Genomic DNA, 21,343 nt, shown 5'->3' on the forward strand with positions numbered 1-21,343 from the left:
ATTTAACTTATATCTTATATCTGCTAATTCGCTTGATATATTTCTATATTCATCGAATAAGCTAAGGATAGACCTATTATCAAAAACTAAAACAGTAGTTATTAAAGATAATAAAGCATTATTTTCATCATTAGAAAGATTATGAATAGGCTTAAAAGTTTCATCACAAGTATTTGGTTTTATATCATCAACTAAAGCTTCAGAAACAGTTATAGCTATTTGATCTAATGAAGAATCATCTATTTTATTTAAAAGTAAACTCTTTATATATTCAATATTTAATTTATCCTTAAGATGAGAGTATAATAAGTTATCACTTTCATTTTTAAGTTGTGTTTCTAAGTTAAGAATTTTATCTTTAACTATTAAGAACGGTAGCATTTCATTACAGAAATCCTTTATATCTTGATTAATTATAGATCTTCTAGTTTCTAATTCTATAGTTCTAGAATTAAAAGTTTCTCTTTCTTCAGCTAAAACTCCACCTTTTTTTCTGAATTCTTTTTCGATTTTTATTTGTTTCTGATGTAAATCTTCAAGTGTGCTAGAAACTTCTTGTAGCTCATCAAATAAAATTGTTTCTTTAGAATTTAAATCATTTATCTTATTTTCTGAGTTTAAATAATTTTCTTTTGCAATTTCAATTTCATCATCGGCATTTTTACTAGATTTACTAGTAGAAATTATAGTGCTTTTTAGAACATCAAATGTATCGAAGTTACAAAGAGATAAAAGTGATTGTTTTAAATGTATATTAGAATTCTTTCCTATAAAAAACTCTGATAAATGTTCTCCGTCAAAAAAGAAAAACTCAAATATTTTAGGAGAAATAACAGACGTAATATAATTCTCAAAATAATTAAGTTCTTCTTCATTTAAAGGAAAAACTGAAAAGTTTTTATAAACAGAGAAAGTTTCATCTAATTTTGTATCTTTAAAAGTCCATTGTCTAGCTAATGTATAAGTATTTTTTTCTGTATTTTCACTGATTTCTATATCTACTGATACTAATGCATCAACAGTATCATTTTTTAGTGAGTTATTATTTATGTTAGATTTAATTCTAGATATATATGAAGAATTGAATCCTTGGTATTTGTAAGCCATAGGTCCATATATACAAAGTTTTATAGCTTCAAATATTGTAGATTTACCAGCTCCGTTTTTACCGCCTACTAAGATAATATTTTTATCACTAGTAGTAGCAAAATCAAAAGTGGTTTTTTCTTCATAAGATCTAAAGTTTTTTAATACGAGTTTATTGATTTTCATATTCTAGCTCCTTGCTACTTTCTTCCTCGATCTTTTGTACAATGTCTTGATGAAGCCACTGTTGATTTAATATTTTTCCTACAGAAGTTTTTAGTTTAGTATTATTACTAAAGTGTTTGTATTTATTTGTATCTATTATTAACTTATTAAATAAATCTGAATTTATATTATACTCAGCACATTTTTCAGATATTACATCTAAAGTGCTAGAATCAAATACTGGTTTTTTATATTCAGACCAAGGAAGATTTTTATTTGTAATTTCCATATATATATCTAATAATGTAGTAGAAGTTAAATCTTCTTCATTATCCCAAATTTCATCGATAGCTTTAAGTTCACCTAAATTTATGAGTTCTAAATTAGGGTAGAATTTTTGCATTTCAAGTTGAGTTTCTAAAAGTTTTCTTAAAATCATTTGTCTAGCTTCAAATGTAAATGGGCCGAACATAATTCTACCGTCTCTTTTAACAACTGAACCATTCCTTTTATGTTTCTTACGATTTTCAGGTTTATCTCTTTCTGATAATATCCAACGTCTAAATTCTACAAGTGGTTTTAGTTCATCATGTCCAGATTCAATAAATCCATTTAAGGATTTATCTTCTTTAACTACAGTACAAATCCAACATCCAAATCTACTGTTACCACAACTACTTTTAGCACTAGACTCATCAGCTATAAATGGACATTCACCTGAATCTCCTGAACCTTTAAGATACATTTCAAATAACTCCATAGCATCAGTACCCCATGAAGTAGCAGGAGAAGGTCCAAACTCTCTGCCAAAATCGACTATATTATCATTATTATGATATAAAACAGACCAAACATCATCTGTAGTAAAATCAACTATAGGAGTATATACATAAGCTAATTTGTTTTTACCTTTTAGTGTTTCATGAGGAGTAAGAAGATAGCCTTCTATTTCTCTTTTTTCAATTCTAGATTTTCTAGCAGAACTTTCATCTCTACGAACGCCAAGAAGTACGACCACATCTTCTTGTTCTAATTTTTCTTTTATAAATTTATTAGAAGGTTTTATTTTAAGTCTTTCAGTACACCAACGATATTGTATAGATTTAGGTGTTGGGTATCCCTTCCCAATTATGTTAGCCCAAAAACTATCATTAAGTTCTGGGTATACGATTTGTCCGATTATAGGTAAATCATGCTTTTTAGCACTTTCATTTATTTTATCTATATTATTTTTTAGATAATCAAGTATTATTGGATTTTCTATAAGTGTATCAGATGAGACTACATAAATTGGCTTGTGTCTTTTTTCTTTAGGAAGTCTCATAAGCATTTTAAAAGTAACCTCTAATGTAGCACTACTATCTTTTCCGCCACTATATCCTAGTATCCAAGGTCTATTATCATTAAGATAGACGGCTTCCATTTCATCGCATAAATCATTTAATGTATTATTGTCAAAGTAGTTAATTGCCATATACTATGTGTCCTTTCTATATGGATTTTGTAAATATATGATAATAAGTATTAAAACCTAAGATCTTTATATATTTACGCCAATTATAATATTATATCATAATATTACAAGTCATAGTATTGATTAGTATCTTTTATACAAAACATATACTTTAGTATTCTCAATAATAAATATTCTATTGTGAAAGTTAGTATATTAATAAAATTAATATAAGATGTATAATAATATATAATAATATGTAAGAATAGTATGAAAAGATTATCTACAAATTTTGAAACTAAGGAATATTATAAAAATAGATTTTAAAATTAAGTAAAGTACATAATGTGCCCCCTACGTCAGGTTTCACGATAGGGGTCATACCTAGCGAAATACGAGGTATAAATTAGGAGGAAATTATGAATTGTGTATTTTGTGAGATAAAAGATTATGTATTAGAAAATGAGTTAGCCTTTGCAATTTTTGATAAGTTCCCGGTAGGAAAAGGACACTTACTATTTATACCTAAGAGACATGTTAAAGATTTCTTTGATATAACAAGGGAAGAAAGAGAAGCTATATTTGAACTTGTGGATGAAGGAAAGAAACTTCTCGATGAGAAATATTCACCAGATGCATATAATGTTGGAGTTAACTGTGGGGAAGACTCAGGACAAACTGTAATGCATGTTCATGTTCATTTGATACCTAGATATAAAGGAGATACAAATGAACCACAAGGTGGAGTAAGAGGGGTTATACCTGAGAAGATGAAATATTAATAGATTGAACAAAGAAAAATATGTAGTAAAGAACCGTTACGTCATAGCCAAATATATTGAAATAAGCAATAATTGGGGGAAAGTAAATATGCTAAAGACAATAATAAACAAATTATTTAAAGAAGAAAAAAAGCGTATAAGTAAGGAAATCAAAGGAAATATAAAGGGAACCTTTGGTGAAGTAAGACAAGAAATAAGATTACATAGACTAGATAGAGAAAAATATAAAGTAATAAATAATATACTAATTCCAAGTAAAAATAAAACATCACAAATAGACCATCTAGTAATATCTAATTATGGAATATTTGTAATAGAAAATAAAAACTTCAGTGGAAGTATATATGGTAGTGAGCGAGACAAATCATGGACTCAAGTTATAGGCAAATCAAAAAATACATTCTATAATCCAATACTGCAAAACTACGGTCATATAAAAGCATTAGAAGAGATAATCGGATCTAACAAAGGAATATATTCTGTGGTAGTATTTAGTGATAAAGCTATATTAAAAAAGATAGATGTAAGTAGTAATAATATAAAGGTAATTAATGAGGGTGATTTATTATCAACTATAGAGTCATATAGAATTAATATATTAACTGATGAAGAAGTAAAAGAATATTTAAATAAGGTTTTAGCCAGTATGGGTAGTATAAGACAAGATATAAATGCACATGTGAAAAATATAAAAGAAACCTTAGATAAAAATAGCAAGACATGCCCAAGATGCAAGAGTGAGTTAGTACAAAGAAAAGGCCAGTATGGAAATTTCCTTGGGTGTAGCTCGTATCCTAAGTGTAAATATACATATAAATTGTAGATGGTTAAGGTTTGTACAGTAAATTTAAATGATGATTGGGAAAATATACATAAAATTAAAGAAATCTAAGATCCTTAAGTAAGGAGGAAAATTTTTAAAGTGAACAAAAAAGTATTAGCTATAGATTTTGAAACCGCAAATTCAAGCAGAAGTAGTGCTTGTAGTATAGGTATTGCACTTTATGAAGGTGGAGAAATAAAATTAAACAAAGAACTATTAATTAATCCAGAAGAAGATTTCGATGGATCAAATATTAAGATACATGGCATAACTCCAAAAAAGGTAGAAGCAGCACCAACATTTCCAAAAGTATGGGAATTTATAGATCAATTAATAGATGAAAATACCTTAGTTATATCACCTAATGCCAGCTTTGATATTAGCATATTGAGACATGTTTGTGATAAATATGAAATGAAGTATCCGACCTTTGAGTATTTATGTACTTGGAAATTAAATAAAATTATATATGAGGAATTGCAGTACATAGACATAGAGTTTAAGCACCGTAAGGCAAGTGAAGACGCTCTTATATGCTTAAATTTATATCAAGATATATTATCAGATTCAGGCTATGAAAGTATAGATGATTTATTAAATAATTTTAATATTGAAAAAGGCAAACTATTCAGTGGAGCATATAAACCTTTTGGAATTAAAAAATATAAGCATAGACGAGAAATAAATATAGATGAAATAAAGGCAGGGACTTACAATTTTAATAATGATCACCCATTTTATAAAAAGAGTATTGTATTTACCGGAACATTAGAAAGTATGAAAAGAGTAGATGCAATGAAAAAGGTTACTAATGTTGGTGGAATACCTAGTAATTCAATAACAAAAAATACAAATTATTTAGTTATAGGAATGCAAAGTCTTAGAGGATTAAACAAAAAACAAAAGAGTAGTAAGCTAATAAGAGCTGAAAATTTGATTTCTGAGGGTGTAAATTTACAAGTTATTGAAGAAGTTGATTTTTGGAAGTTATTAGAAATAAATATTTAGAAGCTGGTGATTTGTGATATAAATATGATGTTGAAGTATTAAATGGTAAAAAAAAACAATTGACGTATAAAAAAATATATATTATTATTTAACTTAATTAAATAACAAATTAAAAAAATTATGAAAATTATAAAATTATTTAAATGGAGGTGGAATTTGTTATGGTGAATTTAGTTATAGTTGTAGAAAAAATGAATATAAAATTAAATCACCATCATCATAGAACCCAGGGATTGTAATATGAAAATTAATTCATAGATACAAGCCCTATTAGTATTGAAACTAAGGCGGTATCTATGGTGGTATATAAATAATTATTAAAATTATTAACCATATAGGTATTAAGCCTATATGGTTTTTTTAATGGAAAAATTTACACTATAAAAATTAAAGGAGATAAAAATCATGAAAAATATATTTAGAAAAATAGGAGTGGCTTCATTAACTTTAATAACAATAATGGGTGTTGTAGGATGTACGAAGCCTGTTAAAAACGAAAAGGAAGTATCAGAAAAAGAAATCGTAATAGGATTTGATAATACTTATGTACCAATGGGATATATGGACGAAAATGGTGATACGGTAGGGTTTGACGTTGATTTAGCTACAGAAACATTTAAAAGATTAGATATGAAATTTAAGTTCCAACCAATAGATTGGGCAATGAAAGAAGCTGAGTTAAACTCTGGAAATATAGATGCAATATGGAATGGATACACATTGACAGATGAAAGAAAGGAAAAAGTATCATATACGGATCCTTACTTACAAAATAAGCAATTAATAATAACTTTAAAAGATTCTGATATAAAAACTAAAGAAGATATAAATGGCAAAGCATTAGGAACTCAACAAGGATCAGCAGCACTTGAAGCTATAGAAAAAGATACAGATCTTATGAAAAGCTTAGATAACGGTCAGCCAGTACTTTATGATACATTTGACAATGTATTTAGAGATTTAGAAGCTAAAAGAGTAGATGTAGTTGTAGCAGATGAAACATTAGCAAGATATTATATAAGTAAAAAAGGTGAAGAAAAATATAGTGTATTAGAAGATAATTTCGGAAAAGAAGATTATGTAGTAGCTTTTAGAAAAGATGATACAGAGCTTCGTGACAAGGTTAATAACACAATAAAAGAAATAAAAGAAGATAAGACTTTCGATAAAATATATACTAAATGGTTTAAATAAGAAGGGAGAATTTATAAGATGATAGACGGATTAAAAATTACATTATCTATATTTTTTATAACCCTGATAATAGCAATTCCATTTGGTATTGTAATAGCATTTCTTAGGTTATCTAAAAATAGAATAATAAATCAAATAGCAAAAATTTATATACTAGTAATGAGGGGAACGCCTCTACTTTTACAACTGATATTCATATTCTTTGGGTTACCTCTTTTAGGTATAGTATTTGATAGATATAGTGCTGCTATAGTAGCATTTTCTCTTAATTATGCAGCGTATTTCGCTGAGATATTCAGAGGGGGTATAAAGTCAATAAATAAAGGTCAATACGAAGCATCATTAGTACTAGGATTTGATAAACTTACAATGTACAAAAGGATAGTATTTCCTCAAGTAACAAAGAGTATATTACCAGCAATGTCAAATGAGATAATTACATTAATAAAAGATACAGCTATAGTATATACAATCGGATTGAATGATATTTTAAGAATAGCACAAATCGCACAAAATCAACAAGCTAGCTTGATGCCATTAGTACAAGCAGCGATTATATATCTTATATTAGTGTCAATATTAACTCAAGCATTTAAGGTATTTGAAAAAAGATATTCATATTATAGATAGGAGGACATTGTATGTTAAAGGTAGCGAATTTAAACAAATCATTTAATAAAAATAAAGTACTTAATAATATTTCGTTTGAACTAAATAAAGGAGAAATAGGAGTATTATTAGGAAAATCGGGAGCTGGAAAAACTACTATTTTAAGATGTATAAATGGACTTGAAGAATTTGATAGTGGAGAAATTATAGTAGATAATGAGGTAATAAGAAGCTCTAAAGATATTAAAAAAATAAGAGGGAAAATAGGAATGGTGTTTCAAAATTTCAATTTATTTCCTCATATGTCTGTAATAGAAAATATTATAGAATCGCCAGTTAATGTATTTAAAATACCAAAAGAGGAAGCAATAGATACTGCAAAGGAGTTATTAAGATTAGTAGATTTAGAAGATAAAATGGATGCTTATCCATGTGAATTATCAGGGGGGCAACAACAACGGGTAGCTATAGCAAGATCGTGTGCATTAATGCCAAAAATACTTTGCTTTGATGAACCGACTTCAGCACTAGATTCAGATACTATAAAAAGAGTAGTAAAAATAATTAAACAGCTAAAAATGAAAGGTATGACAATACTTATAATTACCCATGATGTAGATTTTGCAAATGAGGTATGTGACAAGATTATAAATATTAATAACGGAATAGTAGAAGAAGTTAAAAAAGCAATATAATAAATTAAAATAAAGACTTTTCTTACCGTATAAAAGGGGGGGGAAGAAAAGTCTTATTTTAGTTAAAAATGGCTAATCTTAAAATATAAAATTAAAGAATTTAAATATTTTTGTAGATACATTGTACTATTTGAACTAAAATTATCTCATAGTATAATTTGGAAAAAAGTGGGAAGGTGATTTATATGAAAGCTATAAAGGTATGTATTGGTAGCGCCTGTCATATAAAAGGCTCATATGAAGTTATAGAAATATTTAAAGAATTGATAAAAGAATATAAATTAGAAACTCAAGTAGAGTTATGTGGTTCATTTTGTTTAGGGGAATGTAAAAATACAGTTTCAGTTAAGAGATGGGATGAAAAAATATTATCTGTGTCAAAAGAAAATGCAAGAGAAATGTTTGAAAATGAATTTATAGCATATTTATAAAGGGGATATTTTATGTGGTTTGTAGGTTTTTCAAAAACGAATTGTAAAAATTGTTATGCGTGTGTAAGACAATGTCCTGTACATGCTATTAGCGTTAAAAATGAACAAGCGCAAATAATAAAAGAAAGATGCATTGTTTGTGGTAGGTGCTTTAATGCATGTCCTCAAAATGCTAAGCTAATAAAGTCTGAAAAAGAAATGGTAAAGCACTATATTAGGGGGAAAAGAAAGGTAGTAGCATCTGTAGCACCCAGTTTTGCAGCTATTTTTGGAAAAGATAGCAATAAACTACCAAAAGCTCTAAAGATATTGGGATTTGATTATATAGAAGAAGCTGTTTCAACTGTAGATCCTATAATAGATGAGTATGAGAAGTATGCAAATAAAGATGATGATAATACATATATAACAAGTTTTTGCCCATCGGTAAACAATCTTATTCAAAAATACTATGCAGAACTTACAAAGAATATAATTCAAGTAGCATCTCCATCAATATTTCATGGTAGGGTATTAAAAGAAAAATATGGAAAAGATACTAGAGTAGTATTTATAGGTCCATGCTTAGCGAAAAAATCGGATGGACACGATGATGATTCTATAGATTTAGTTCTTACTTTTGAAGAGTTAGAAAAGTGGTTAAAAGAAGAAAATATTAATTTAAAAGAATTAGAAGAAGAGCCCTTTGATTATATCAGCAAGGAAAAAAGATTATTACCTATAATAGGTGGACCAACTAATCGTATAGAAGCTAAAAATCCAAGAAAAAGTATTATTCAAGTTGATGGTATTAAAGATTGTATGAAAATTTTAGAAGAAGTAAAAAAAGGAAAATTCAAAAATACATTGATTGAAATGAATAGTTGCAGACATAGTTGTATAGGTGGTTCGGGTATGCCTTATGATGGAGTGGATTGTTATGAACGTAGAGAAAATCTTAAACAATATGCTAAATCATATTCTAAAAATAAAAGTAATGAATGTGAAGAACTAGCAAGTGATGAAGTATTAAGTGGGGAATTTGAAAATATATCGATTTATAAAGAGTTTGGACCTAAAGAAATTTTATTAAAGCAACCAAGTAGTGAAGAGTTAATAAAAATACTAAACGATATGGGAAAATATGAAAAAATAGACGAATTAAATTGTAGAAGTTGTGGATATCACACTTGTAGGGAAAAAGCTATAGCAGTATATAACAATATGGTTGAAGTAAATATGTGTTTACCTTTTATGAGAGAAAAAGCGGAGGGATTAAAAAATATAATTTTTGATATGACACCAAACATAATATCTATAATAAATAGAGAATTAGAAATTGTACAATTAAATCCAGCTGCAGAACAATTCTTTGAAATATCAACACACACCGCAAAGGGTCTTCCTGTAGCAATGTTTTTAGACGAAGAAATTTTTAAAACGGTAAAAGAAAGTAAAAAGACTGTATTTAAAGAAAGAGCAATTCTTAATCAAAATAATGCGACTGTAATACAAAGTATAATATGGTTAGAAAAAAATCAGCTTATGTTATGGATTGCAGATGATATAACTAAAGATGAAAAGATACAAGAGAAAATGCAAAGGGTGAAAATTGATTCTATTAATATGGCTCAAAAAGTTATAAATAAACAAATGACAGTAGCACAAGAAATAGCTAGTCTTTTAGGTGAGACAACTGCAGAGACGAAGGTGACATTAACTCAACTTAAAAATCTTATTCAAGAGGAAGAGGTAGGTTTATAATGAAACTTTTTATAGATTTTGCAAGTAATAGCTTAAATAAATATGGAGAAGAATTGTGTGGAGACAAGGTAGAGTTTTATCATGATGAAGAAAAGTTTATTGCTGTGCTGTCTGATGGTTTGGGTAGTGGTGTAAAAGCGAATATATTAGCTACATTAACTGCTAAGATAGCTATAACTATGTTAAAGGAAGGACTACATATTGAGGAGGTAGTTGATACTGTTATACATACACTTCCTGTATGCGCTGTAAGAAATTTAGCGTATTCAACTTTCACTATTATAAAGGTTGATAAGGAAGGTATGGCATATGTAGCGGAGTTTGACAATCCAAGTATATTCTTTTTAACTGATAGACAAATTAAAAAAATTGAGTGGAGTACAACTGAAATAAACGGAAGAAAAGTAAAAGAAAGTAAGTTCAAACTTGAAGAAAAAGATATATTAGTTTTTGTAAGTGATGGAGTAGTTCACGCTGGAGTAGGAAAGGTATTAAACTTAGGTTGGCAGTGGGATGATATAGAAAAGTATTTAAAACAAAATACTAATAGAAATATGTCTGCTAAAACAGTTACTAATTCATTATTAGGAGCCTGTGATCAACTTTATATGCAAGAACCTGGAGATGATACTACTGTGGCAACTATAAAAGCAGTGAAACCTAAAAAAGCTATATTATTCTCAGGTCCTCCAATAGACCCTAATATAGACAGTAAAATAGTAGATAACATAATGTCAACTCGAGGTAAAAAGATAGTATGTGGTGGAACTGCAGGAAATATTGTTGCTAGGGAATTAGGAAAAGAAATAACTACAAGTTTGGATATAATTGATAAAGAGATACCTCCTATAGGGTATATAAAAGGTATAGACCTTGTTACAGAAGGAGTATTAACAATAAAAAAGGCAACTGAAAAACTACAAAAGATACAAAACACAACACAAACAAAATTTTTATATGAACAGGATGGCGCATCTAAACTAGCTAGAATGTTATATGAAGATTGCACTCATATAAAGTTAATGATTGGAAGAGCAATTAACCCTGCTCATCAAAATCCTGATTTTCCAAATGAGCTAAGTATCAAGCTATATGTATTAAATGAATTAAAAATAGTTTTAATGAATTTAGGCAAGATAGTAGAAGTAGAATTTTACTAAACTATATAACTTTAAATGAAATGATATAATAAAAAAGATGTAGATAGGTTTGCACAAAACAAATTTATTTACATTTTTTTTATTGTATTAAATTAGTAAATTTGGAATAAAATTAATGCTAATAAAATAAATTTTATAAAGGATTTGGTTGACTATAAAAACGTTTTCAGATACTGTTATTAATATGAACAGATTTAAAAGGGGGTGAGTTTTATGGTAACAAGAAAGATAACAATAATTAATGAAATAGGTATGCACGAAAGATTAGCTACAAAAATCATAAAAAAAGCATCAACATATAAATCTGAGATACTAATAACAAAAGGAAAGGCAAAAATCAATGCAAAAAGTGTATTGGGTCTTTGCTGTATAGGCATTGGTCAAGGGGATACTCTAGAGATAGAAGCAATCGGAGTAGATGAAGAATTAGCAGCCAATGAATTGGCAGAATATATATTAGGGATTAAGGTATAAGGCAAGATGCATTATAGAGGTAACTCTTGGTCTATAGTTTCATATACTATATAAATAAAGTAATGGGAGAGGGTCTTATGGCATTAACAGCATATGATTATTTAGTAGGATTAATATCCGCTTTTATGTTAACCTCATCACCAATATTTATAAAAAACCTAATTGATGATATAGTTAGTCTAATAAAAGATTAGAGTAATAATATTCAAAACACAAAAATATAAAATGAAATATAACAAACGTATGAAAAGGCTCTTCTTGCCAAAACTAAGGCTAAGAAGAGTCTTTTTTGCTTTTAAAAAATTTAAGATGTTGTAGCCTATTTTATGTATTAAAATATTAAACAATGTAAATATGCTATAATGGATAAAAGAAATATAATAGCCCGTAAAATATAGCTGTAGAGTAATATAAAACTTAATCACCAAAGGAGAAAAATCAATGAAATACACTCAAGAACAAATGGACGTAATGGAAACTAAGATAGTAGAATTACTAAAAGAAAAAGGCGAAATGAGATTTGGTAAAATAGCAAAAGTACTAATCCATGCAGGATTAGCTGAATCAAGCTTTGTAGTGCTTACAATACTTAAAAATGGATGGAAAGATCATAAGGATTTTAAAGGGAATGACTTATTTACAAGCCCTAAAACAAACGTATGGAGACTGTCAGAAATGAAGTAGCACTAACTTGAAATAGGCAAATACAAGTAATAAAATACCCCTTACTCCATAAAATATAACTTTATATAACTAGCTGACATAGGTATTTTTTTGGAATAGGAACTACACCAATGGGAAAGCTAATATAGAAAAATTTCATAGAGGAGGTAGCAAAATGCCAAATGTTGTTTTAGATGTTATAAAAAGTAGAAGAAGTGTTAGAGCATACAAAGAAGAGCAGATAAAAGATGAAGAATTAAAGATGATTTTAGACGGTGGACTTTGGGCTCCAAGTGGTACAAATACTCAATCGTGGCATTTTACAGTAATTCAAAATAAAGAGTTATTAGATGAGATAAGTGAAAAAGGTAAATCTGTACTAAAAAAATCTGAAAATGAAGATGTCACAAAATTAGGTGGAAATGAAAAATTACATATATTCTACAATGCTCCTACAGTAATATTAGTTTCTGCAAATCAACAAGCTATTACACCTATGGAAGATAGCTCTGCTGCAGTTGAGAATATGTTATTAGTAGCTGAAAGTTTATCAATAGGGACTTGTTGGGTTGGAATAGCTGCACCACTGTTTGAGGATAGTGAATTAGGACCAATTTATAGAGAAAAATGTGGCATACCAGAAAATTATAAGGTGATGCATGCTATTCCAGTGGGATATAAGAAGATGGAAGATCAAAATGCTCCAGCAAGAAAAGAGCACAAGATAAATTATATAAAGTAAAAATGATTTAATAAAAGATGTTTTGTTATCTGAAAATAAGATAATAACGCATCTTTTTTATAGCACATAAGAAATTATATTCATTTTAAAACGGTGGATAAATATAATTTTCGTATACGTGCTTCAAAAAAGTCTTCCTTTAAATCTTCAATTGAAGACTTTTTTATATAGTTATCTGAATTTCGCTAAGTAACTACTATGTGCGTACTTAAAATAAAACGTTAGTTTATATATAATTATATTATGTGGAAATTAATAATTTTATGTTATTATTGAGAAGATAAAAGATGTGTACATAATGGATTGGTAGAAGTCAAGAATTGTCTTATTAACAAAGGTATTAAAATATTAAGTAAAATATTTATATATAAAAAAAATAGGGGAAGGAAAATAATAATGCAAAATTCTAAAGTATATTTCACAAATTTAAGAACTACTCAAACAATGAACTTATTACAAAAATTAGATAAGTTAGTTAGAAAAGCAGGTATTGAACAAATTGATTTTAAGGAAAAATTTGCAGCAATTAAAATTCACTTAGGAGAACCAGGGAACTTGTCTTACTTAAGACCTAACTACTCTAAAGTAATAGTGGACTTAATAAAAAGTCAAGGAGGAAAGCCATTCTTGACAGATTGTAATACACTTTATGTGGGAAGAAGAAAAAATGCACTTGAGCATTTAGATGCAGCCTATGAAAATGGATACAATCCTTTTGCTACAGGATGTCATGTTATAATTGCAGATGGTCTTAAGGGAACAGATGAAGCACTTGTACCTGTAGAGAATGGGGAGTACATAAAGGAAGCTAAAATAGGACAAGCAATAATGGATGCAGATATATTTATTACTATGAACCATTTTAAGGGGCATGAAGCAACTGGATTTGGTGGAGCTTTAAAAAATATAGGAATGGGTTGTGGATCTCGTGCAGGTAAGATGGAAATGCACTGTAGTGGTAAGCCTGTTATAAAGGGTAGAAAATGTGTATCTTGTGGTGCATGTATGAAAATTTGTGCGCATGATGCTATTAGTTTTGATGAAAACAAAAAAGCTAGTATAGATCATGATAAATGTGTAGGTTGTGGACGTTGTATAGGTACATGTAATTTTGATGCAGTAGTAGCATCAACATATGAAGCTAATGATGTATTAAATAAAAAAATAGCAGAGTATTCATATGCTGTACTAAACGGAAGAGATCATTTCCATATAAGTTTAGTAATAGATGTTTCACCTTATTGTGATTGTCATTCAGAAAATGACCTTCCTATTATTCCTGATGTAGGAATATTTGCATCATTTGATCCTGTGGCTCTTGATATGGCTTGTGTTCATGCAGCTAATAAGCAACCGGTTATACATGGAAGTTATTTAGATGAAAAACATCATCATACACATGATCATTTTATAAATACTCATCCAGAGACTAACTGGGAAGTATGTATAGATCATGCTGTTAAACTAGGATTAGGTAATAAAGAATATGAATTAATAGAAGTTTAATATTTTATAAGCTTTTTTGGAACCATTGAATTTATTTTTATAAAATGGTAATATTTAAGATGAATGATTAAGGAAAGCTATTTCTCAAAAAATTAAAGGAAAGAGGAAAGTATATGCATAAAGAATTAAAGAACCACGCTATAAACATAAGAAAAAATATAGTAGAAATGATAACTAAGTCTAAATCAGGTCATCCAGGAGGATCTTTATCAGCAACAGAAATACTTACATACTTATATTTTAAAGAAATGAATATAAATGAAGAGAATTTAGATAGCAAAGAAAGAGATTACTTTGTACTTAGTAAAGGTCATGCAGCACCAGTTTTATATGCAACTTTAAGCGAAAGAGGATTTATACCTAAAGAAGAGCTTATGACTTTAAGACAATTAGGATCTAATTTACAAGGACATCCAGATAGCAAGAAGATAAAAGCTATAGATATATCAACAGGATCTTTAGGACAAGGTATATCAAATGCAGTTGGACTTGCAATAGGTGCTAAAATAGACAATACAGATTCTAGAATATATACAGTTTTAGGAGATGGAGAGCTACAAGAGGGCTTAGTTTGGGAAGCTGTTATGAGTGCTGCTCAATATAAATTAGATAATTTAGTAGCATTTATAGATTACAACACTCTACAAATAGATGGTAGAAATGAAGATGTAATGAACATAAAGCCTTTAGATAAGAAATTTGAAAGCTTTGGATGGAATGTAATAACTATAGATGGCCATGATTTTGGACAAATAGAAGAAGCTCTAAACTCTGCTAAAAAAGTAGATAAAAAGCCAACAGTTATAATAGCATCTACTATAAAAGGTAAAGGTGTTTCTTTCATGGAAGATAATGCAGGCTGGCATGGAAATGCACCAAGCATTGAGCAAAGAGATTTAGCTATAAATGAATTAGAAGAGACAAGAAAGGGGTGCTTATAATGGGATTAGCAACACGTGAGGCATATGGAAAAGCATTAGTTGAATTAGGAGAAATAAATAAGGATATAGTCGTATTAGATGCAGACCTTTCGAAATCTACTAAAACAGCAGATTTTGCAAAAGCTTACCCAGAAAGATTTATAAATGCTGGTATAGCAGAACAAAATCTTTTAGGAATGAGTGCAGGATTAGCTAGATACGGTAAAGTACCATTTGCTAGTACTTTTGCAGTATTTGCAACAGGAAGAGCTTTTGAAATAATAAGAAACTCTATATGTTATCCAAAAGCAAATGTAAAAATAGCAGCAACTCATGCAGGTATAACAGTAGGGGAAGATGGTGGATCTCATCAATCTATAGAAGATATAGCTATAATGAACTCACTACCTAATATGAGTATATTAGTTCCTGCAGATGCTAGAGAAACTAATGAAATAATAAAATATGCAGCTAAACATGTAGGACCTGTATATATAAGACTTGGAAGACTTAACAGTGAAGATATATTTGATGATAGCTACAACTTTGAATACGGGAAAGGTGTATGTGTAAAAGAAGGTAATGATTGTACTATAATAGCTACAGGACTTATGACAGCTATGGCAAAAGTAGCTTGTGAAACTCTTAAGGAACAAGGTATAGACGTAAGACTTATACATATGCCTACTATAAAGCCTATAGATAGAGCTATAATAGAAAAAGCAGCTAAAGAAACAAAGTTTATATTAACTTGTGAAGAACATTCTGTTATAGGTGGACTTGGTCACATAGTAGCAGGAGTTACATCTGAAACAGTTCCAACGAAAGTCGTTAAGTTAGGAATAAATGATGTGTTTGGAGAATCTGCAACACCACAAGCATTATTAGAAAAACATGGATTAACAGCAGAAAATATAGTTAATATAGTAAAAGAGAATTTTAATAAATAATCTATATAATATAAATAAACTTTTAAAATATTAAAATTACAGGCAAAGCTAGAAATAAAATAAAAATATCGGAAAAATTAAAAGAGGAGCTATCTAAAAATAGAAGATAGTTCCTCTTTTGGTATTACAAAATATAATTATAGATTTCATGTAGTCAATATTCTAAATGCTGTATAAGTCGCTTCTTCTATGAGCAAGAAGGGGAAGTTCTTTTCTGATTTTATCAACATAATCAAAATCAAGAGTACATACAAAATAACCTTCTTTATCATCCATACGCTCAATAACCTCACCCCAAGGAGAAACTGCAATAGAATTTCCATAAGAAACATAGCAAGAATCATAATTTCGACTAGGAGCACAACCAATAGTGTAGACTTGATTATCAATAGCTCGTGACTTAAACATAATATCCCAGTGAGCAGGTCCTGTAGTCATGTTAAAAGCAGCAGGAACTATAATAGCATTAGCTCCTTTATCAACCATAATACGAGCTAATTCAGGGAATCTAAAGTCATAGCAAATAGCTAGACCAAACTTTCCAAATTCAGTATTAAATACAGTTGTTTCATTTCCTGGGCAAAGTGTATCAGATTCCCTAAAGTGTTGTCCACCATCTATTTGTATATCAAAGAGATGTACTTTTCTATGTTTTCCTATTTGATTTCCATCCCTATCAAATACGTAGGAAGTATTAAAAATATTACCATTCTCATCTTTTTCAGGCATAGAGCCAGCAACTAAATAGATTTTGTTTGCTTTAGCTACATTAGAAAGAAACTTATAAGACTGGCCTTTCTCACTTTCTGCATATATTGGAAAGTTTGAAGTTTTATAAGGACAAAAAAACATTTCTGGGAGTATTGCCATGTCTATTTTATGCTTACAGGCTTCTTTTATAAAGTTATTAGCAGTCTCAAGATTTTTTGATTTATCTTCTTCAACTTGCATTTGAATAACTGCAATTTTTAAGGATTTCATATATTTATCACTCCATTAAAATAATATATTGATTATGAAATTCTTTATATAATTACTAAACCCTTTATATTTATTTTAAATAACACGTTTTTGCTATATTAAAAAAAAGATATAAATTAAAATGGAATTATATAAAGGAGAATGAAGCAAAAAGACGAATTATATCAGTAGTGGATAAGTATCAATATTCAAGAGAAGTATTTCTGGTATACATAAAAGTTAATTATATCAGAATTATAACAATCAATAGATAGCTCTAAAACAATAAATGGAATTTTATTTAAAAAATTAGGAGGGATATAATGAAAAAAGGGGATTTTATATGGGGAGCATTGCTATTATTAATAATATCTATTTTAGTTGTACCTAGTACAAGGGCAGCATTTATGGAAGCTACAGAAACTCATCCATACATAGCAGCATTTTTCAAATTTGCGATTCTAGCTACTATGGGAGATTTACTTGGTGCAAGGATAGTAAGTGGGAATTGGAGAAAACCAGAAGGTTCAATTTATAAGGCCGCAGTTTGGGGAGTGATAGGATTAGCTCTTTCATTATCATTACTTATTTTTCCAACTGGAGTAGCAAGTGCTCAGTCAAAAGGAATGCTTCCTTTTATGAATTCTGTATTTGCACATGCACTATTAACAAGTATGGCTATGAATATAACACTATCTCCGGTTGTATTTTTATTTCATAAGTTCACAGATACTTATATAGACGAAAAATGCAAATCAAAAGAAAAAAATGTTGATTTAAAATATTTAGTTAGTAAAATAGACTGGTACACATATATAAATTTTAGTTTATTAAAGACTATACCATTTTTCTGGATACCATGTCATACAATGGTATTTTTATTACCTGCTCAGTATAGAGTAATAGCATCTGCGTTTTTATCAATTGCTTTAGGCTTGATATTAGCATTAGCAAATAAATCTAAAGATAATAACGAAAATGAGCAGAATTTAAGTGCAAATTAATATAAAACGTATGAAAAGCACATTCTATTTAAGTAATTATACTGTATATATAATATTAAAATAGTTTAATATAAGCTTAATATTTATTAAATAATCATGAGAAAAACGATGAGTTTCCTAGGGGGTATAACTATGTTATATCCCTTTTATAGTTTTTGATTTGTTATATAAACAAAATAAGACAATGGCAAGTATAAAACTAATAATAGAAAATATAGTATAATATACCTTTATATAAATAATAGAAAATATAGTATAATATACCTTGATATGACAAAAAAATATATAAAACGACATTATTGGGGGGAGATTATGAAGCAAAATAAAAAAACTAGTATATTTATAGCAATAATATTAAGCCTAATATTAGGAACTACATCCTTAGTATATGGCAAAATACATAGCAATCAACATACACATACAACCGATGATAATAATATTGATGAAATGTTAAAAGATGTAATGTCTCATGAGATTGATAATTTTCATAAAGATAATATAAATAAATTTAAAATAGATATAGAAAACATTTTAGAAAACTCAACAAATAAGGATATTTTATGTAAGGCTAATTTTATTTCTGGCTACATTGATACTATTGATTTGAAAAATAAGGAAGCAATTGAAAAGTTTAATAAATCAATAAGCTACTTTGAAAAAGAAACATATCCAAAATTAAAAGTACAAGTATATTATGAATTAAGTAAAACATACTTAAATGAAGAAGAATATGAAAAATCAAAAGAAATGTTTGAAAAATTAATACCTATATGCAAAGCAGAAAATATGAATGAAAAATTAGTAAAATTATGCTTAGCAAGAAGTAAAGATATAATAGAAATGCCTAATGGTATAAATGAGGCATTACAACTAATGGAAGATACCTTAAAATTAGCAAAAGAAATTAACTATAAGAAAATAGAAGATGTGTATTTAACACTAGGAATAACATACTGGTATGCAGATAAAATGGTTGAAGGAATAAAATACAAGTTAGAAGCTTTAAGTATATGTGAAGAAAAAAAATCAAATAAAAAATCATTAGATATACTAATAGATATTGGGCTTGATTATTTGCTTACAGGAGATTATAGTGAGGGAATAAATTATTTTAAAAAGTCACTTGAGTATAATTTAGACGATCCTTATGAAGATGCAGACAGTAAGTCCTATGCTTTATTAAATCTATGTGAAGCTTACACTCAAATAGGTGATTATGAAAAGGCCAAAATATATCTTAGTCTTCTTGATAAAAGTATTAAAAAACAAAAGGATGGAATTGATAAAGAAGATTTTATAACTTGTATGTATGTGGATAAAGCTGACTTAGAAACAAGACTAGACAATCCATTAGAAGCCAAAAGATTATTAGATGTAGCAGCTAATAGATTTGAAAAAAGTAAATCTTTTAGTTTTTATGACTTAGATATAACAATAGCACAAGAATATGGTGACATAGATTATAAACTAGAAAACTATGAAGAGGCTTTAATACACCACAAGTATGCAGAAAAATTAACAAATGAAAGAGGCTTATCATATCTTAAAGATATTAATACATATAATATATACTTAGATTACAAAAATCTTGGAGATTATGATAGTGCAATGAAATATTTAGAAAAAAATAATGAGATACAAAAAAAGTTAAAAAATGACAAAAGTGACCAATATTCACAATATCTACTTAAAGAGTTTGAAAATAAGAAAAATCTACAGAAGATATCTCAACTAGAGGAATCTAAAGATAGAATGAGAGTATTATTGATAGGATTATTTATTATAACTACAGTTATTATAGTATTTAGTAGTTTTATATATAATAAAAATAGAGAAATAAATAGGCTAAATAAACTATTTAAAGATTTAAGCATAACAGATGCATTAACAAAGCTGCCAAATAGAAGAGCATTAGATGAGTATTTAGCAGGGAATTGGGCTTTATACAAAAAAACGCACATGCCTATTTCCTTTGCAATGATAGATATAGATTACTTTAAAAAATACAATGATAATTATGGACATCCAGAAGGAGATGTAATACTAGAACTAGTAGCAAAGACAATAAAACAATCATGTAGAAATTTAGATTTCGTAGCTAGATACGGAGGAGAAGAATTCACTATAATTATGTTAAATACCAACAAATATGAATCAATAGATGTAGTTGAAAGAGTAAGAAAAAATATACACAATCTTAATATAGAGCATAAATACTCAGAAGTTAGTGATATAATTACACTCAGTATCGGTATAACTACTGCATATATTGGATCAGCTAAAGATTATGATGAATATATCAAAAAAGCAGATGACGCTTTATATAAAGCAAAGCAAGAAGGAAGAAATACATACATACATATAGAGAATGTAAAATAAGAGTAGTAGGTAGTTAAAAGTAAAATACTAAAAAAATAAGAAAGAATATAGGTAATCAAATTATGGATGGAACTAAAAGAGCAGATATAAAAGTAGGAACTAAAGTTTTAGTAGTTCAAAAGCAAGATCAACGTAGTGGTAATTTAACTGAGGGAGTAGTTCAAAGACTACTTACAAAGTCTCCAAACCATCATCATGGAATCAAGGTAATGCTTGAGAGTGGGATTGTTGGAAGAGTTAAAGAAATTCTATAAGAAAATTGAATATATTAAATATTAGTTAAGGTGATCTATTTATAGGTCATCTTTTTAATGTTTAGATGGAGAAATTACAACTTTTAATATACCAATTTTAATATAAATATATTAATTTTAAAAAAAATTTCAAAAAAGGGTATATATTATTTCAAATATGTTATATAATCATATATGTAATAAATATAAAAGAAAAGCCTTTGTGAAAAAGGTTAAGGAGAATTTAAAATGACTAACGGAACAGTAAAATGGTTTAACAACGAAAAAGGTTTTGGATTTATATCAGTAGAAGGTGGAGATGATGTATTCGCACATTTCTCAGCTATACAAACTGATGGATTC

Annotated in this window: 22 protein-coding genes; 19 read left to right on the plus strand and 3 right to left on the minus strand. The window is 28.3% G+C overall.

Features of this window, described 5'->3' with window-relative positions; genetic code table 11:
* On the minus strand, positions 1-1,272 hold a 1,272-nt coding region (locus tag AC11VW_RS04020; protein WP_484300106.1), incomplete at its 3' end, for an AAA family ATPase.
* Positions 1,259-2,725 (minus strand): DNA phosphorothioation system sulfurtransferase DndC, encoded by a 1,467-nt coding sequence (dndC, locus tag AC11VW_RS04025; protein ID WP_484300107.1) that lies wholly within the window; start codon positions 2,723-2,725, stop codon positions 1,259-1,261. The genes dndC and AC11VW_RS04020, both read right to left, overlap by 14 nt.
* A 398-nt stretch (positions 2,726-3,123) precedes the next feature.
* On the opposite strand from dndC, the gene AC11VW_RS04030 reads away from it, so the two are divergent.
* The 15 genes from AC11VW_RS04030 to AC11VW_RS04100 all read left to right on the plus strand — a co-directional run bounded on the left by AC11VW_RS04030 (position 3,124) and on the right by AC11VW_RS04100 (position 16,404).
* Positions 3,124-3,486 carry an HIT family protein gene (locus tag AC11VW_RS04030; RefSeq protein WP_484300108.1) on the plus strand — a complete coding sequence of 121 codons (363 nt, stop codon included), beginning with the start codon at positions 3,124-3,126 and terminating at the stop codon, positions 3,484-3,486.
* An 88-nt stretch (positions 3,487-3,574) separates the two neighbouring features.
* A complete protein-coding gene (locus tag AC11VW_RS04035) occupies positions 3,575-4,309 on the plus strand; it encodes an NERD domain-containing protein (protein WP_484300109.1) in 735 nt (244 codons plus the stop codon).
* 99 nt (positions 4,310-4,408) lie between these two features.
* Entirely contained in the window at positions 4,409-5,317 is a 909-nt protein-coding gene (locus AC11VW_RS04040) for an exonuclease domain-containing protein (protein ID WP_484300110.1), read from the plus strand.
* A 405-nt stretch (positions 5,318-5,722) separates the two neighbouring features.
* Positions 5,723-6,511 (plus strand): amino acid ABC transporter substrate-binding protein, encoded by a 789-nt coding sequence (locus tag AC11VW_RS04045; protein WP_484300111.1) that lies wholly within the window; start codon positions 5,723-5,725, stop codon positions 6,509-6,511.
* Between the two features lie 18 nt (positions 6,512-6,529).
* Positions 6,530-7,141 carry an amino acid ABC transporter permease gene (locus tag AC11VW_RS04050; RefSeq protein WP_484300112.1) on the plus strand — a complete coding sequence of 204 codons (612 nt, stop codon included), beginning with the start codon at positions 6,530-6,532 and terminating at the stop codon, positions 7,139-7,141.
* An 11-nt stretch (positions 7,142-7,152) separates the two neighbouring features.
* Positions 7,153-7,815: an amino acid ABC transporter ATP-binding protein gene (locus AC11VW_RS04055; RefSeq protein ID WP_484300113.1), complete on the plus strand. Its 663-nt coding sequence runs from the start codon at positions 7,153-7,155 to the stop codon at positions 7,813-7,815.
* Positions 7,816-8,000: 185 nt separating this feature from the next.
* Positions 8,001-8,246 carry a (2Fe-2S) ferredoxin domain-containing protein gene (locus AC11VW_RS04060; protein ID WP_484300114.1) on the plus strand — a complete coding sequence of 82 codons (246 nt, stop codon included), beginning with the start codon at positions 8,001-8,003 and terminating at the stop codon, positions 8,244-8,246.
* Positions 8,247-8,258: 12 nt separating this feature from the next.
* Positions 8,259-9,989 (plus strand): [Fe-Fe] hydrogenase large subunit C-terminal domain-containing protein, encoded by a 1,731-nt coding sequence (locus AC11VW_RS04065; RefSeq protein WP_484300115.1) that lies wholly within the window; start codon positions 8,259-8,261, stop codon positions 9,987-9,989.
* On the plus strand, positions 9,989-11,149 hold the full coding sequence (locus AC11VW_RS04070; protein ID WP_484300116.1) for a SpoIIE family protein phosphatase: 1,161 nt from the start codon (positions 9,989-9,991) through the stop codon (positions 11,147-11,149). Before AC11VW_RS04065 ends, AC11VW_RS04070 begins: the two co-directional genes overlap by 1 nt.
* Positions 11,150-11,362: 213 nt before the next feature.
* Positions 11,363-11,623, plus strand: a complete 261-nt coding sequence (locus AC11VW_RS04075; protein ID WP_484300117.1) for an HPr family phosphocarrier protein — start codon at positions 11,363-11,365, stop codon at positions 11,621-11,623.
* A 441-nt stretch (positions 11,624-12,064) separates the two neighbouring features.
* Positions 12,065-12,307 (plus strand): hypothetical protein, encoded by a 243-nt coding sequence (locus tag AC11VW_RS04080; protein WP_484300118.1) that lies wholly within the window; start codon positions 12,065-12,067, stop codon positions 12,305-12,307.
* A gap of 154 nt (positions 12,308-12,461) precedes the next feature.
* Positions 12,462-13,028 carry a nitroreductase family protein gene (locus tag AC11VW_RS04085; RefSeq protein ID WP_484300119.1) on the plus strand — a complete coding sequence of 189 codons (567 nt, stop codon included), beginning with the start codon at positions 12,462-12,464 and terminating at the stop codon, positions 13,026-13,028.
* Positions 13,029-13,424: 396 nt separating this feature from the next.
* Positions 13,425-14,534 carry a DUF362 domain-containing protein gene (locus AC11VW_RS04090; RefSeq protein WP_484300120.1) on the plus strand — a complete coding sequence of 370 codons (1,110 nt, stop codon included), beginning with the start codon at positions 13,425-13,427 and terminating at the stop codon, positions 14,532-14,534.
* A 113-nt stretch (positions 14,535-14,647) separates the two neighbouring features.
* A complete protein-coding gene (locus AC11VW_RS04095) occupies positions 14,648-15,475 on the plus strand; it encodes a transketolase (protein WP_484300121.1) in 828 nt (275 codons plus the stop codon).
* Positions 15,472-16,404: a transketolase family protein gene (locus AC11VW_RS04100; protein WP_484300126.1), complete on the plus strand. Its 933-nt coding sequence runs from the start codon at positions 15,472-15,474 to the stop codon at positions 16,402-16,404. Before AC11VW_RS04095 ends, AC11VW_RS04100 begins: the two co-directional genes overlap by 4 nt.
* Positions 16,405-16,566: 162 nt before the next feature.
* Here the strand turns inward: AC11VW_RS04100 and AC11VW_RS04105 are convergent, their stop codons facing one another.
* Positions 16,567-17,385: a carbon-nitrogen hydrolase family protein gene (locus tag AC11VW_RS04105; protein WP_484300122.1), complete on the minus strand. Its 819-nt coding sequence runs from the start codon at positions 17,383-17,385 to the stop codon at positions 16,567-16,569.
* Between the two features lie 302 nt (positions 17,386-17,687).
* Here AC11VW_RS04105 and AC11VW_RS04110 point away from each other — a divergent pair, with 302 nt between their 5' ends.
* The 4 genes from AC11VW_RS04110 to AC11VW_RS04125 all read left to right on the plus strand — a co-directional run.
* A complete protein-coding gene (locus AC11VW_RS04110) occupies positions 17,688-18,368 on the plus strand; it encodes a hypothetical protein (RefSeq protein WP_484300123.1) in 681 nt (226 codons plus the stop codon).
* Positions 18,369-18,680: 312 nt separating this feature from the next.
* Positions 18,681-20,747: a tetratricopeptide repeat-containing diguanylate cyclase gene (locus tag AC11VW_RS04115; protein ID WP_484300124.1), complete on the plus strand. Its 2,067-nt coding sequence runs from the start codon at positions 18,681-18,683 to the stop codon at positions 20,745-20,747.
* Positions 20,748-20,809: 62 nt separating this feature from the next.
* Positions 20,810-21,001, plus strand: coding sequence for a YwbE family protein (locus tag AC11VW_RS04120; protein WP_484300125.1), 192 nt, complete (start codon positions 20,810-20,812; stop codon positions 20,999-21,001).
* Positions 21,002-21,229: 228 nt separating this feature from the next.
* Positions 21,230-21,343: cold-shock protein (locus AC11VW_RS04125; protein WP_484300127.1), on the plus strand; the 114-nt coding region annotated here is incomplete at its 3' end.

This window comes from Romboutsia sp. (assembly GCF_056995035.1).